Origin of the sequence: Photorhabdus namnaonensis, assembly GCF_001684335.1 — a bacterium.
Classification (GTDB): Bacteria; Pseudomonadota; Gammaproteobacteria; order Enterobacterales; family Enterobacteriaceae; genus Photorhabdus; species Photorhabdus namnaonensis.
The window spans coordinates 119,023-134,639 of record NZ_LOIC01000083.1 but is presented as its reverse complement, the minus strand read 5'-3'; the positions used below and the strand labels follow the sequence as shown (position 1 = coordinate 134,639).

At 43.2% G+C, this 15,617-nt stretch carries 7 protein-coding genes; all 7 read right to left on the bottom strand.

The window, feature by feature from the left end; all coding sequences use genetic code 11:
• Nucleotides 1–13: 13 nt before the first annotated feature.
• Nucleotides 14–10,303, bottom strand: coding sequence for a type I polyketide synthase (locus Phpb_RS18525; protein WP_065391644.1), 10,290 nt, complete (start codon nt 10,301–10,303; stop codon nt 14–16).
• Nucleotides 10,304–10,549: 246 nt separating this feature from the next.
• On the bottom strand, nt 10,550–11,695 hold the full coding sequence (locus Phpb_RS18520; RefSeq protein WP_065391643.1) for an acyl-CoA dehydrogenase family protein: 1,146 nt from the start codon (nt 11,693–11,695) through the stop codon (nt 10,550–10,552).
• Nucleotides 11,696–11,704: 9 nt separating this feature from the next.
• A complete protein-coding gene (locus Phpb_RS18515; protein ID WP_065391642.1) occupies nt 11,705–11,962 on the bottom strand; it encodes a phosphopantetheine-binding protein in 258 nt (85 codons plus the stop codon).
• 11 nt (nt 11,963–11,973) lie between these two features.
• Nucleotides 11,974–13,032: an HAD-IIIC family phosphatase gene (locus Phpb_RS18510; protein WP_065391641.1), complete on the bottom strand. Its 1,059-nt coding sequence runs from the start codon at nt 13,030–13,032 to the stop codon at nt 11,974–11,976.
• Nucleotides 13,033–13,048: 16 nt separating this feature from the next.
• Nucleotides 13,049–13,894: a 3-hydroxyacyl-CoA dehydrogenase family protein gene (locus Phpb_RS18505; RefSeq protein WP_065391640.1), complete on the bottom strand. Its 846-nt coding sequence runs from the start codon at nt 13,892–13,894 to the stop codon at nt 13,049–13,051.
• A gap of 476 nt (nt 13,895–14,370) precedes the next feature.
• Entirely contained in the window at nt 14,371–14,721 is a 351-nt protein-coding gene (locus tag Phpb_RS18500) for a type VI secretion system contractile sheath small subunit (RefSeq protein ID WP_065391639.1), read from the bottom strand.
• Nucleotides 14,722–15,319: 598 nt separating this feature from the next.
• Nucleotides 15,320–15,610, bottom strand: a complete 291-nt coding sequence (locus tag Phpb_RS18495) for a DUF6137 domain-containing protein (protein WP_065391638.1) — start codon at nt 15,608–15,610, stop codon at nt 15,320–15,322.
• Between the last annotated feature and the right edge of the window lie 7 nt (nt 15,611–15,617).

Here is a 15,617-nt window from a genome sequence, read left to right as displayed (position 1 = left end):
CTGACCGCAAATATCACTTTAGTTTTTCAATCACGAGTTTTTCAATCACGAGTTTGCCAATCACGCTCTCAAGCAATTGTTTAAATAACGTCATTGTGCCGGTGACGTCGTTGGCATTGAGATTTTGATTATCAATGGCAATCAGTTTCCGAAGAGTTTCGGTCATACCCGCCACATTGTCCGCCCACCATTGCGCATGATCCGGTATTACCATCGCAAGGAAACGATGAAGAAGCTCCAACTGTGACAACCACCGTTTTACAAACTGTTCCAATTCACCGGATGTCATCGCCAATAACAACTCAGGGCTTTCCATCAATTTATTAACCGCACTTATACCAACATAATGGTGTATTGGCGTGTTTCCGTTCGTAATAGCCGTGTGAGTCTGTAATCCCGACAGAGTTTTATCTAGCGTCCCGCGTAATAGATGGTCAGTAGATAAAAACGCTCCAGTTTGAACAACCGATATAGCAAGATAAGGACGAGATTTATGATACACCTCGTGAGATTTCATAAACTCAAGTCCTTTGAAACCGATAACAGTTTGCGCGAACTCATGATCACTTATTTCACCAAAGTAATTAAAGCTCCCGTCATAAACTTGATAGCCTCCTGACGTGCGCCCAACCAAAACAAACGCATGTGGAATAACCTCTTCTTCATCAATTTCCAGATTATCAAATAGAGGCCGCAGTAAATATTCACTATCACTCAAGCCGTAAGAAGGAGAAAACGGTAAGTGGTAATCTGAACCGGTGATAATAACCAGTTTTCCTTTCTCCAATTCCTCTATGCAATACGCGGTGTAAGATGCCAAATCGTCAAAAAATTGCTTGTGATAGGAAAACGAGAAACTTTCCTGCAACTGAGGCCAATCCAATAATGCACCATAATTCTGATAGTCATTCAGGATATTGCCTTGCGAGTCTGAGGGTTGCACGCTAAAACCAAACAACAAGCTTCCATCCGATGCTCGCATTAAGCTATTTGGACAATTCAAGCCATAATCATGCTTTAGTTTCTCTCTCACTGCCGAATACATACAGCTCACGTCATTGCCATAAAACTCAGGCTTGAACTGTGTATTGTACTGCCAGCCGCTCGAGATAGATGGACGAGGCGTATCGATCAAATGGATGATCTCATTCAGGCTCTTTCGCGATAGCAGCATATTCATATCAACGGGAATTTTTACAGACTTCGCTTTCGCGACGACTTGCACTGCGGATAGTGAATTACCCCCTAATGTGATGAAATCATCTTCCCCGTTCACCTCACTGACACCCAGTATATCTTTCCAAATAACCTTAAGTTCTTCTGCCATACTCTTTGGCTGCGTAACGTCAGAAACTTGGCTTCTCGCTACACTTTGTGTAGACAATTGGGTTACGTCAGAACCGGCTTGACCCGAGAAAATGGCTTGTAGCCTTTTCACATCTTTAGGATATTCTTTACCTCGAATCGGCATAGGAGGAAGGTTTACCGAAGGTGCAACTGTCTCGTTCAATTCATGCTGCCAATCGACATTGACGTTCAACAGTGACAACATGCCCAGACTTTCCATGATGCAAGGCTCCTCTTCTTTGCCACGACTAATAAGAGAAAGAGAGACATGCTTTGCATTGAAATCTTGATGGTGTTTAATCAGGGACGACAAACCATTTCCAGGCCCCACCTCGACGAAAATAGCATCACCGCTTGCCAGTAATTCCTCCAGTCCTTGAGTAAAGCGCACCGGTTCACGAATTTGGCGAACCCAATAGTGTGGTTCCACCATCAGATTTTTAGTACTCAATTCTCCGGTCACATTAGAGATGATAGGAAGTTTGGGTTCTGAGAGTTTCACGTCACCGATAACTCGCTCATAATCAGCCAAAATTGGCTCCATATAACGGGAATGGAAAGCACGGCTGACTTTAAGACGCTTCGTCTTGATTGATCGGGATTCGCAGAGTTGCTCAAACGCGGTGATTTCCTCGTCTGAACCAGAGAGCACACAAAGTTCGCTGCTATTATCGAGCGCGATTTCCAAGCGACCAAACAACATGGTTTGAGCCACTGTTGCCGAACACATAACAGATAGCATAGCGGCGGCTTCAGTGGACTGCATCAAACGGCCTCTGGCACAAACCATCCTAATAGCATCCGCGAACGAGAATATTTCAGCAACCGCCGCCGCAACATATTCACCTAAGCTATGACCCAACATCGCAGCCGGTTTAACGCCATAAGACGCGAGAACCTGCACCAGTGAATATTCAATAATAAACATTAACGGCTGGGCAAACTCGGTATTATACAATTTCTCATCATCTTCCCCTGAGAGGAAAAGCTGCTTTAAATCGATCGCACAATATTCGCTGGCTATTTCAAATCCTCGATCACACCATGTTTTGAACAGATCATTTGTGTGATAGAGCGAAAGTCCCATCGCTGCATATTGCATACCTTGTCCCGGGAACAAATAGACCACTTTTCTCTCTGACGTCATGCTGTTGTAAAGATAATCAGAAGATGGCGACGACAGTCGCTGCAATAAACCTTCACGATCCCGGCTATAAGCAACAAACAGATAAGGCATAACGTCTCTTTGCATTAGACTCAATGCCATCTCATTGAGGTGACTATCAACTACGTTGCTTTGGATCGCTCGCTTCAACTGCTTCTTATAGCTGTCTAACGACTTTTCATCAGGGGCCGATAATACGATAGGCAGAACAACTGACCGCTCTTTGGTCAGTGTTTGTCGATTGACACATGGCGCTTGTTCAAGCACCACGTGCGCGTTCGTACCACCGATACCAAACGAGCTAACGCCGGCTCTTAGCAGTCCCTGAGAATCATCAAGTCGACTGTATTGATTGCTGATAATGAATGGGCTGTTGACAATATCGATTTCCGGGTTGATTCTGGCAAAATTGATTGTCGGCGGCAGCTCTTTATATTTAAGCGCCATTGCTGCTTTTATCAGTCCGGCAATACCCGCGGCCGAGTTCAAGTGTCCGATATTAGATTTTACACTGCCTAATTTGCAGAAGTTCTTCTTATCAGTAGCAAAGGCGTGTTTAAGCGCTTTAAATTCAATAGGGTCCCCCAGATGGGTGCCTGTACCATGCGCTTCAACAAAGCTTAACGTGTCTGCGGAGACATTCGCATCTTTCAGTGCGGTTTGAATCACGTCAATTTGCCCCTGATAACTTGGCGCGGTGTATCCAACCTTTCTGCCGCCATCATTATTAATCGCGGTGCCTATGATGGTCGCATAGATATTGTCGTTGTCTTTCAGTGCTTGCTGAAGTGGCTTTAATACCACAACGCCAACGCCATCACCAAAAACCGTCCCACTGGCTTGGATATCAAACGGGCGACACTTCCCATCTTTTGCATGGATCATTCCCTCTTCGGAGAGATAACCGGCTTTTGTCGGTAAAGTAATGGAGACGCCGCCAGCAAGCGCGACATCACATTCTCCAGCCCTCAGGGATTTGATTGCCTCATTGACGGCAACCAGAGACGATGAGCAAGCGGTTGACAAAACCATACTTGGGCCTGTCAAATTCAATTTATAGGAGACAATGGTCGCCATATAATCCTTATCCGCCACTGTCATTGCACTATATTGGCCCGCACTTCCCTCAGCGGTCGCCATCGCCTGAGCTAACCACTGCAAATTGCCTGACGCTGCCGCATAAAGACCAATTTTGTCTCTACTTTCTTTGGGCTTAATTCCAGCGTCTTGCAATGCCTGCCAGCAACACGTATGGAAGGCGCGAACTTGCGGGTCCATTTGCCTTGCTTCGTAAGGTGTATAGCCAAAAAAGGTCGCATCAAACTCACCCGCGTTAGGAAACACCCCTTTCGCTCTAATGTAGTTGGGATTATTTAATAGCGCCTGATCTATCCCCTCTTCAAGCAGCTCTTCTTTGCTGAATATCGATATGGATTCTTTACCGTAAGTGAGGTTCTGCCAAAAGTCGTAAATGTTTTCGGCTTCTGGGAATGTCGCAGCAATACCAACAATGGCGATTTTTTTACTGATATCAGCATCGTGATCTTGGCTCCGTTGACTATTCAATGGAGTATCAAATTCTGCTGCCTTACTATTTTCAACCGCAGCTACTGATATTTCCCCCACCATCATGGCGTTTTGCTCAATAATAAAACCCGCAAGTAATTCTGATGTCGGATAACTGAACATATCCACCACGGACAAATCAATATAAAGCGCTTCAGTAATACGCTTATTGACCTGAACCAGATCTAGTGAATTTGCCCCCAATTCAAAGAAGTTATCACCACTATTAATCGAATGGATTTTTAAGAAGTCTTGCCAAATATCCATAATAGTGTCGACGATCTGTTGTTTTGAAAATATCTGCTTTGAGAATGTCTGCCTTGAATGTGCTGAATGGGATTGATTAGTAAAAGGTCTAATATGGGTGCCGACCCATTGTTCAAATCGCTTATTCAGATCCCCGGTAGAAACAATTAACTGCGCCTTAAGAGGTGACTGTAAAACACGCTCTAAAATATAAAGACCTTCATCCGGCTCAATTAATAGCTGCTCTAATGAAGAACCTATAGCATCATCAGCATTTTTACGCTCAAATACCCAACCATCCCAGTTGATACTAACCCAAGGTTTACCCTGTTGATTTTGTTGTTTCGCAAATGCATCAGCAAAAGAACTCACTGAACTGTAAGCCGAGAAGCTTAATCCCCCCAAAATAGCCGCGATGGAGGAACATAAAATACAGAAATCAATTTGTCTGTGTTCTAATAGTTCTGCAAGCAACTGGTAAGAGTAAACTTTTGTATCAAACTGGGGCTGACAGTTCTCCATAGTAATATGGTTAATGCCTTGGAAAGAATCTCCCCGCGTCACACCGGCCGCACAGATCACCCCATTTAACTGACCATATTGTGCTTCAATGTTACCAATAAGCGCTTCCATCTCCTGACGATCACAAACGTCCGCCGCGTAGTAATCAATATCCCCTTCATTAATCAGAGATAATTGATGTATTCGATCAATAATTTCTGACTGAGGATGGGCTTTTACTTCAACATCACCCCACTGCGCTTTTTGAGGTAAATCCCTACGCCCCGATAAAATCACCTTAGCGCCATATCTCGTCACTAAGTGTTCTGCAAACAGCAAACCCAGATCACCCAATCCACCGGTAATCAGATAAACACCCTGTTTTTTGAAAAGCTGTTTTTTGGCAATAACGTCGGTAATCGGTTCATTATTCTCAAGCTGTTGGTAACGCTTTTCAAATCGCGCTTGTTGAGACCGTTTGACAATAAAACGCATATCGCTTGCTGTTAATTCTTGAGCAAGAATATCGCATGCTGCCTCAATAGATTCAGCCGTATCTAATTCAATAATTCGAGGATGGCATTTCGTGACTTCTTGAGCGATAACATTAATTAAGCCGTTGAGCAGACTGTGTTCCGGTAGTGCTGTAGTCGCCAATAATAAACGAAACTCAGATAAACGACCCGATTTCGCCCACGATTGCAGTAATAAGATGACAGAAAACCAAGATGTCGTTATGTCTTTGGTACCGGAAAGCGGCCAGGCAAAAATAATTGAGTCCGGCAAGAAACTCGAATTGACTAGCTCAGTCATTAAGTTATCAAAACTATTTTTATCTCCCGGTGTAACGCCGATTACTTGGCCATCAACATAATACGCCGGCGACGGAATAACGAATTTAAGTTTTTGTCCCTCTTGGCTAAAACGCTCAGTAAAAGCATCACACCACGCTAAACTCGGCACAAAACAGACGATATTATTTGCCTGTCCGGTGTTTCCGGCCGGTAATTCGACAGGTTGCCACTGTTCGGTATACAACCACTGCGTTAATTCTTTTTTAGTTATTTTGGTTTCAGATGTCCGACCGGTCGTGGTAGAGGAAATATGATACTCACTTAAACTTGGCTCTCTGATGAATTGATAGCCCGGAAGACTAATACGCCCCGGAGAGACATTTTGGTATAAGGCAGTCCAATCGATAGAAATCCCCAAAGACCAAAGCGCTCCTAATACCTTAAGCAGGCAGGCTCGGTCACTCTCTTCCTCTAGTGGATGACGTAATAGATTAAACACGGAAATATTCGCGTGACTATCCGCTATTTGTTTCACAAAGGTTGAAAGAGTGCGTCCCGGACCGACTTCTAAAAATACGTTTAGCGCCGGCTCTTGCAGGCAAGTTTCAATGCCTTGTTGGAATTCGACGGCTTGGCATAAGTGCTTGATCCAATAGTCGGCTGAACACGCCTCTTCCGGTTGTATCCACTGGCCTGTGACGTTTGATAAGAACGCCGCTTTTGGCGCTTTAAAATCCACTTTATCCAGTTCCGCTCGGAACTTATCGACGCCGGGCAACATCATCGCCGTATGAAATGCATGCGATGTCTTCAATAATCGACAACGGTAATTCTCTTGTGACAATCGCGCTTGTACCGCTTTAACCTCTTCCAAAGGACCCGCGATAACACACGAATTAGGCGAGTTAATCGTAGCCAGTGTCACTGAATCCGTCAGAAATGGCGCAACTTTTTCTCTGCTCGAAGCGACACTGAGCATGGCTCCCGGTTCACACTCCTGCATAATGAGACCACGTGAAGCAACCAATTTAAGCGCCTCTTCCAAGGTCATCACTTCTGCCAATGTCGCGGCGACATACTCTCCCACACTGTGACCAATCATTGCACTGGCCCGGATACCGAAACTTTCCAGACACTTCGCCAGTGCATAAGAGATAACAAAGATAACCGGTTGGGTGATACGGGTATTTTGCAGTTCAATACTGCGTTCTTCCGCGTCCTCTCCATCGCTGTACAGAAGCGACAGCAGATCAATATCAAATTGCTCACGTAGCAGTTGATGGCATTCATCCACTCTAGTTTTGAAGATGTCTAGCTCGTGGTATAAACCCTTCGCCATCTCGACATATTGCGCTCCCTGCCCTGGGAACATAAAGACAAGACCGGGCGCATTGTCTGAAATCTCACGCCCCTCGGATTTACCAGCGGCCAAACGAGACAACATGGCGTTCAATGTTTCAATGCTATCCACAACCGCTGACGAACGGACATCAAACTCACCTCGCCCTAATTGCAACGTGTAAGCCAAATCGGTCAGATTGGGTTCTTGATCTGCATGCTGGATATGGTCATGCAGTTTACTCGCTATTTTAGCTAAACCTTGCTGGCTCTTGCTTGACAGAACGACGAGTTCTGAACGCTCATTATCCCTCTTTACCGACTGCGCTATCGATTTAACCGTCAAGTGCACATTGGTTCCACCAATACCAAAAGAGCTGACTCCGGCGGTTCTAATTTCATTGTCACACTTCCAATGCCTTGATTGATCGATCAAAGTGAATCGAGTGTTAGACAATGAGTCAGGGTTCGTTTCCGTAACATGGCATGACATCGGCAATATTTGGTGTTTAAGCGCCAATATCGCTTTAATAAAGCTTGCTACGCCTGCCGCTGTGTTGGTATGACCGATGTTGGATTTCACACTCCCCAAGACACAATTTCTGTCGCCTGCCCCAAGCGCTTCTTTGATGCCCTCAATTTCAATTTCGTCACCAACCAAGGTTGCGGTGCCATGCGCCTCCAGAAATTCAATCTCGTCTGGTTTAACACCGGCCATATTTAAGGATTGGCGAATACAATTTGCTTGTCCATTCGCATTAGGAGCGGTGTATCCCGTTTTGTCATGACCATCATTGTTGACGCCAAAACCCGCGATCACACCATAGATGTTGTCATTATCCCTCAGTGCATCCTCTAACCTTTTGAGCGCCACCATCCCCAAGCCATCACTAAATACCGTGCCACTCGCTTCTTTGGTAAATGGGCGGCAGTGACCATCAGAACTGTTGACCATCCCTCGCGCATAGACGTAACCGCTCTTAACCGGTGTGGTAATCGATACCCCGCCAGCTAATGCAAGATCACATTGATGAGAGTATAAACTCTGACAGGCTAAGGTGATAGCCAACGCGGAACTGGAACAGGCGCTTTGAACCGTCACAGCCGGTCCGGTTAGATTTAGTTTGTAAGCAACACGAGTTGTCAAAAACTCTCGGTCATTCAAAAGCGCAACACCAAACTGCTCCGTTGAATCCGTCACCTCTTTTTTTAATCGCTCTAACCATTGATGATTCGAGCCACAAGAGGCAAAAAGCCCGGTTATCGGTCTGTATTTTTGATTGCCATATCCGGCATCATCGAGTACCTGCCATGTCGCTTCATGTAACAACCTGAATTGAGGGTCCATATACTGAGCTTCACGAGCCGTATACGCAAATGCCTCTGGATCAAAATCAAACGAACTCGATAACACACCCTTGGCTTTGATGTAATTGTCCAACTGCAAAACAGCCGCAGGAACACCTGCTTCGAGTAACTCCTCATCTGAAAAAAAGCGGATACCTTCATGACCTTCTAGCAGATTTTGCCAATATTCTTGAATGTTCTCACTGCCCGGAAAGCGCCCGCTCATGCCCACAACAGCAACCGCGTGTTGAGGGTAATGGTGCCTAGTCTCTTCGCTTGAAACGGATATTAGCGATGTATTCTGAGGTGTGCGTTTACTCTTTGGTAACGTTTGGCTATTACCTAGCGAGCAAATATGCTGAGCTAATTTCTCACAGTTGCTATAACGATAGTAATCACTGATTTTTAGGCTCAAGCCATACTCGGCATTAACCTTATCATGTAATTGCGCAATATCGAGTGAACTCGCACCCGCATCAAAAAAGTTGTCTTTAAGGGTAATCGCATCTTTTGCAAAATGCGTTTTCAGCATTTCAAGTAGCGCTGTTTGTAAACTGGCTTTATCAAATGAATAGGGTCGCGCTTGGTGTACTTCTGCAACCTTGGCATGCTGAACCCTTTCTTTTTGGACATTCGCGACAGGTTTAAACTCAAGGCGATTCGGCAACGATTGATATTGTAGATCCGCCAACGCAGGCTGCGCCCTATTCTCATATTCCTGCAAAATGATGTGCGCATTGGTTCCACCCACGCCAAACGCACTCAACCCTGCCAATCGCACGTCACCATCATCGACTTCCCACGGCTTAGTTTCGGTGTTGATATAAAAAGGCGTGTTGTCCAAATCCAGTTTTGGATTAGCTTTTTTAAAGTGCAACGTAGGCACTAATGTTCTGAAATAGGTGCAAAGCGCTACCTTGATAAAAGCCAAAACTCCGGCGGCTGCGTCACAGTGACCAACATTAGACTTTACCGAGCCTAACGCACATGAGCCATTCCCCGGAAAAACGCTTTTTAACGCGGATAACTCAATAGGATCGCCAAGTAAAGTACCGGTTCCATGCGCTTCGATATAACTAATTTGTTCCGCATCTACTTCCGAATACTCAAGCGCGTCCTGAATCACACTCTTCTGCCCCAATTCGCTGGGCGCGGTAAAGCTGATTTTGTCACTGCCATCATTGTTTACCGCACTGCCTTTAACGATGGCAAAAACTCTATCGCCACTCTGGACAGCATCCTCAAGGCGCTTTAACGCAACAACGCCCACCCCGTTACTGAATACGGTACCGCATGCATTCTCATCGAATACGCGAGTTTTGCCGTCGGGGCTGTTAATCATCCCTTCTTGATATAGATAACCACTTTTATGAGGATGGGTAACACTCACCCCGCCAGCTAATGCAACGTCACACTCACCGGCTTGTAACGCCTGACATGCCATATGTATCGCTACTAAGGATGTCGAACATGCAGTTTGAATAGTGACCGATGGCCCTCTTAGGTTCAGTAAATAGGAGATCCGCGTACAAAACGAGGGATCATTTAAAGTAGCAACATGGAACTGTTCAGCCGCTGAACTAAATTGTGTATTAAGCTCTTTAAACCAAGACCATTGGCTGCTTGCTCCGGCAAAAACACCCACTTTTCCTTGGTATGTTTTAGAGTCGATATTGGCATGATTTAAAGCTTGCCAGCAGTTTTCTATCATTAAACGGATCTGCGGGTCCATCCTTACGGCATCAGAATGGTTAATACCAAAGTAATCCGCGGCAAATTTGAATGGATGATTAATTATTCCCTTTGCCGAAATATAGTTTTCTCTCGAATACTCTTCTTTTGAAATTCCATTGACTTTAAGTTCGTTTTCAGTAAATGAGCTGATACCATCTATACCGCCTCGCAACATTTCCCAGAATTCACTTACGTTATCAGCGCCAGGAAATTGCCCGGCCATGCCGACTACAGCAATTTCAAGTCCAGTAAAACTATTTTCCATAATTAACCTTTGTTTTCGTTGTTACACAGGCGAGTAATAGCAGGATATCAATGCTCATACGGAGCTTCGTTATTGTTCAACGTACACTCCAAACCTGGAGCCAATAGAGCTGATCCTAATAGTCATGATTGAGCATCTCAGAAATAATATTTACTTTTCGAATAAATAGACGTCCAAGATACTCAAGACATCATCATCACCAAATAAAAATAATATTTGGCATGATGGTTTTGATATATCCTGATTTTAAAGAACGGATTCTTTACGATAAAACTGTCTTAATGCATGTTGTGCAATTAAAACTTGCTGGATTTGGCTGGTGCCTTCGATAATTTCCAGTACCTTAGCTTCTCGATATAACCGCTCCACAGGATAGTGATTACACAGGCCATTACCCCCTAAAACCTGTACAGCGTTATTTGCAACTTGAATAGCGGCTAACGAACTCTGATATTTAGCAATATTGGTTTCCATTATTGCATCATGGCTACCTTGGTTTCTTAATTCGCCAATCTTCTCGCATAAGGCTTTTGCCGCATAAAAAACCGTTGTTGAATCGGTAATTAGACCTTGAATTAATTGGTGCTGGGCAATTTTTTTACCGAACTGCACTCTTTTGCGGGCATAGGTAATCATTTCCTCCAGAGCCGCATGAGCAATTGCCACCCCAGCCCAAGCGATACTGTATCGGCCATAAAAGAGCGCGGTATTCGCCACAAAACTTAACCCTGCACCTTCTCGTCCTATCAGACTATCTTTAGGGATCTCTACGTTATCAAAGCTCAACTCGGATAGATAAGCACCACGACTAGCCAACAGTCCTGTCATGAGTGTCCGACTCAATCCAACTGCTTCTTTCTCGACCATAAAGGCGCTGATTTTGTCGCCATTCTTGGCAAAGACCAAAAACAAATCCGCAATTCCCGAGTAGGTGATCCACTTTTTATTACCATTGATGCGATAACCTGAATCTGTCTCTTCATACGTTGTCTGAATTGAGCCAGCATCTGTCCCGGCATTAGGCTCAGACAGTGCAAAACAGGCAATTTTCTCACCTTTACACATTGCCGGCAGATACTTTTCTTTTTGTTCCGCGTTGGCAAGTCTCACTAACGTTTCACCCACCAAACTGGTGTGGACCGTAAGCAATGCCCTTGCCGAATTGCAGCCTTTACCGATTTCTTCCGTTAAATAGCCGTATGACAATGGATCAATGCCACTACCGCCATATTCTCGCGGTAGAATAGATCCCAGAAATCCTAAATCGGCCATTTGAGTAATAACTTCTCTTGGTACGCCGCCTTGTTGGTCAAATACACCGGCTTGAGGCCGAAGTACTTCATTTGAAAACGCTTTCGCTAATTTAACCAGCCGGTCTATTTTATTATTCATAAATAAAATCTAACCTTTTATTTTTTGGACAAGTTGTTGCATTTTTTCAATCGAAACAAAATTCTCTCTTTCAATATATTCATCTGGAATTGAGACCGAAAACTTATCTTCGATAAAGCATAGCAGTCTCATAGAAAATAAAGAGTTAACCAGACCGCTTTCAAAAATATTCGTGTCGTCCTTTAACTCTATTTCATCATCGAAATTGGTAATATTACTTTCAATAAAATCACGAATTTCTGCTGATACAACACATGAATCTTTCACACACTCATCCTTTAATTAATTTCAATTTTGACATAACGCGGAAAATCAGGAACTTGGCTCAGATCGTGAGAGAAGATTATTGTATCATCTGAGAGTTCTTGACATTTTTTAAAACCAGAAAATTGATAGGTGACATACATTTGTCTATTACGCTGTGTCCGTTTAAACTCAGCATGCAAATTATGTGATTTTTCTTTAGCTTGCTTCATAATATAAGTCAGAGCGATACTGCCAACACCTCTGGACAAGGTTCTACATGACATCAGCAAAAGCTTGATATAATCCGTGTCACCTTTATATTGAACCAGAGCAAGACCTATTTTTCCGTAAGAACCATATTTATCGACTAGCTCAAATACAAACAGGTCATGATCATCAGAAGCCATAAGCTCGGATAATTCATCACGATTGTAAGTAATGCCGGTAGAATTAAGTTGATTGGTGCGTTGAGTTAACTCTTCCGCTCGCAGCAAATCTTCCTCTTCGGCTTTAGCGATATAGAATTTCATATCTAATTGACTGAGGAAATCTTCGGGCGTGCCGACAAATTGCTCTTCCTCATTTTTCCTGAGAATATCATCTTGATAACGACTCCTTCTCAGCTTTGCATCATCAGATATTTCCATGTTCGCAATTCGCGGTAAGTCCAGAATTGTCTTATATTCTAAAGCGTCAATACAAACAACTTCGGGATGTTTTGAATTAACCTCATCCCTCTCCATTATTTGGTCATCAACAAAAATAAAAGTATCGGTTGAAATATTCAGGCTCTTCTGAATTCTTTCTATCGATAAAGACTTTGGTCCCCAATTGATTTGCGGATAAATAAAATATTCATCCAGTTCAAATTCGCGAAGTTTAGCCATCGCATCACTGGCATCATTTCTACTGGAAATAGATTGCAAAATGCCCATATTATCCAGTTTTTTGATAATCTGGGCAATATTTTCTTTGAGTTTCACCTCATCCTGCTCAGATAAAACCCCCTCCCAAATCGTATTATCCAAGTCCCAAATCACACATTTGACGGGTTTATTTGTTACTTCAACTTGTGTGTCAATATTATTCATTTTCACACTTCCCTAATTATTTGTATTTAAAGAAACCCATACCACTTTTTTTACCCAAATGCCCGGCATCGACCATTTTCTTAAGCAGTGGACAGCATCGATATTTTGGATCTTGATAGCTGTCATAAAGGACACGTAATGAATTCACCACAGTATCCAGCCCAATCAGATCGGCGGTTTCCAAAGGCCCCATCGCATGGCCATATCCATCTTTAAAAATCTTGTCTATATCCTTTGGCGTCGCAACGCCATCCTGCACCAAAAAAGCAGCTTCATTCATAAATAGGTGAGATAATCGGTTTGAAACGAAGCCGGGGTAGTCTTCCACCACCACCGCACTCTTATTAATACTTTGCAGCAAGGCTTGAGAAGCCTCTAACGTTTTATCGCTAGTATGGAAACCTTTAATCACTTCTACACATTTCTTAAGCGCGACAGGATTCATAAAATGCAGGCCAATAACTTGCTCCGGGTAAGGTAAGCATGAGCCAATCTTAGTAATTGAAATACAGCTAGTATTTGCAGCGACGAAGGTCTTCTCATTAATGATAGAAGACAGCCGTTCATATACATTTTGTTTTGCGGCCAGATCTTCTTTCACATTTTCAATGACCCAATCACTCCCTTCAATTTCTTGATAGTCACTGACTACTTTTACTCGTTCAATCAGCTCATTGATATTCACGGATTTAAGTGAAGGTTCAAGCATTTGATAGAGCCTAAACTCCTTTTTTATCCGGGAAGGAATATTCTCAAGTACTGTTGGATCAATATCTAAAATGACGACATCGTGACCAAAAGCGGCGCACACCATCGCGGTGTCTAACCCCATAACACCCGCACCAACAATCGATATTTTCAAAGCAAATCTCCTTTTTAAAATTGTAACAACAGACTAGAAACTGACATACCTTGAAGTATGTACAACTTTGATGATTGAAATTGAGCTAATAATTGAAATTAAGCTAATAGTTGAAGGGATTTTCAATTTGCCTTTCAGCTCTTGAATATCTTGGCAATGCAATTTTTAAACTGATGAACGTATCGTTGTCTTCCCTCTCCAGCAGCGAGAGTGTTCCATACGTTTTATTTTCTTATTATTTTCTTATAGCTGATGGCAGGTTTAGTACGCTACCGCCCCTCGCCGTGACCGATGCGCATAAGGTGTGGTTGCTATTTTATGGGACGCTTTGCCGAGCACCCGCCCCCGCAGACGCTCGGCAAAACGCAGCAGACAGTTAATCCTTCTTCTGCCGAATTGCGCCGTAACACAACACGTTCCAAAAATCGGAATGAAGTCAATTTAAGTGATTTTTTCGTAGCACAACTCAACCTGTTTCAGGTGATTGTGCTTATCTTTGGTCGGGTCTTTAATGTTGTATGTAACAGATTGGCCTTCACCGCCTTACACAGGTCATTGTTCGGCGTCGGCACTTTCAGAATGGTTTCTTGTTCTTTACAGAACATAGCGTTGTCTAGCAGATTGGATTTCAGATCGCGGAAAGTCAGAGTGATATTTTCTTTACCGCCATTAGCAGATAGGAGATGAGTTGTCCGCCCATAACTAAAATCGCTCAAGAATAGCAATCTTAGCGGCCACTCAACTTTTTTCTGTACACTACCAGTATGGAAGCTCCGTTTAATATTAACGTGTACTTTCGGCACTTCGTTCATCAAGCTTTCAAACATAGTATTTATCCTAAACAGTAGCTCATGAGAAGGAAGTCAGCCATGCGACATTGACGGGATGTATTTTGCTTCTGCTTTACAGAAAGACAGAGCAATAATGCCTATGCATAAATTTACATTAACAATAACGCACAACAAACTATTTCACTAAAGTAAATTCCTTATATATAAAAATGCATTATCAATTTATTTAGCTTTTTATCTCAAATTAGCCAATCCTTATAAATTTAATAAAACACTTTAGAAAAACTAATAATAATCATACTCAATAAATATTGATCATTCAAATAATTAATCATTCTAATAATATTACTAAAAAGTAAACTTCTGTGTACGGGATAACATTAAAGCCGTGACGCTAACGTTACAAAAACTGTCTATGGGTTATATGCACAGGCTTGACTGGTGCCTTGGAGAACATGAGATAACTCCCAAGGCAATATCCATAGTGAGAAATAGCGATAAAATCAATTATGATTCAGAGGGTAAGGATGAGTATGAGTGTAAAAGATAAACAGAGATAGCAGCGCTTATCCGCAGAGTGTTAAACAGGCGACCTGGAAATTCACCGCCCGTAAAATAACAACTGTACAAAATTTTAAACAAGGTCTTCTGGAGGATGAGATAAGGTTGATGAAGTAGATGCACGCGCGTTAAGGGCATCACTCACAATTGCCGAAAATTTATTGATCTCTATCGACAAAGGCTCATATCGCAACCACCCCAAGGTACAATCGAATATCGCTTCCAGTCGTACCACAAATTCAATCGCATCACGGGCAGGGATCTCTAGCCGTCCGCGCTCGATTAATTCCTCCGCGCTATCACCTGTCGTGTCGCAGGCAACTTTGATGATCAATCGCCGAATGTAATTCTCTGATAGTGACATGATGTCT

Excerpts from the sequence above, each read along its gene's own strand:
- Phpb_RS18520 (WP_065391643.1), bottom strand. The coding sequence starts at position 11,695 with ATGAATAATAAAATAGACCGGCTGGTTAAATTAGCGAAAGCGTTTTCA.
- Phpb_RS18525 (WP_065391644.1), bottom strand. The coding sequence starts at position 10,303 with ATGGAAAATAGTTTTACTGGACTTGAAATTGCTGTAGTCGGCATGGCC.
- Phpb_RS18495 (WP_065391638.1), bottom strand. The coding sequence starts at position 15,610 with ATGTCACTATCAGAGAATTACATTCGGCGATTGATCATCAAAGTTGCC.
- Phpb_RS18500 (WP_065391639.1), bottom strand. The coding sequence starts at position 14,721 with ATGTTTGAAAGCTTGATGAACGAAGTGCCGAAAGTACACGTTAATATT.
- Phpb_RS18510 (WP_065391641.1), bottom strand. The coding sequence starts at position 13,032 with ATGAATAATATTGACACACAAGTTGAAGTAACAAATAAACCCGTCAAA.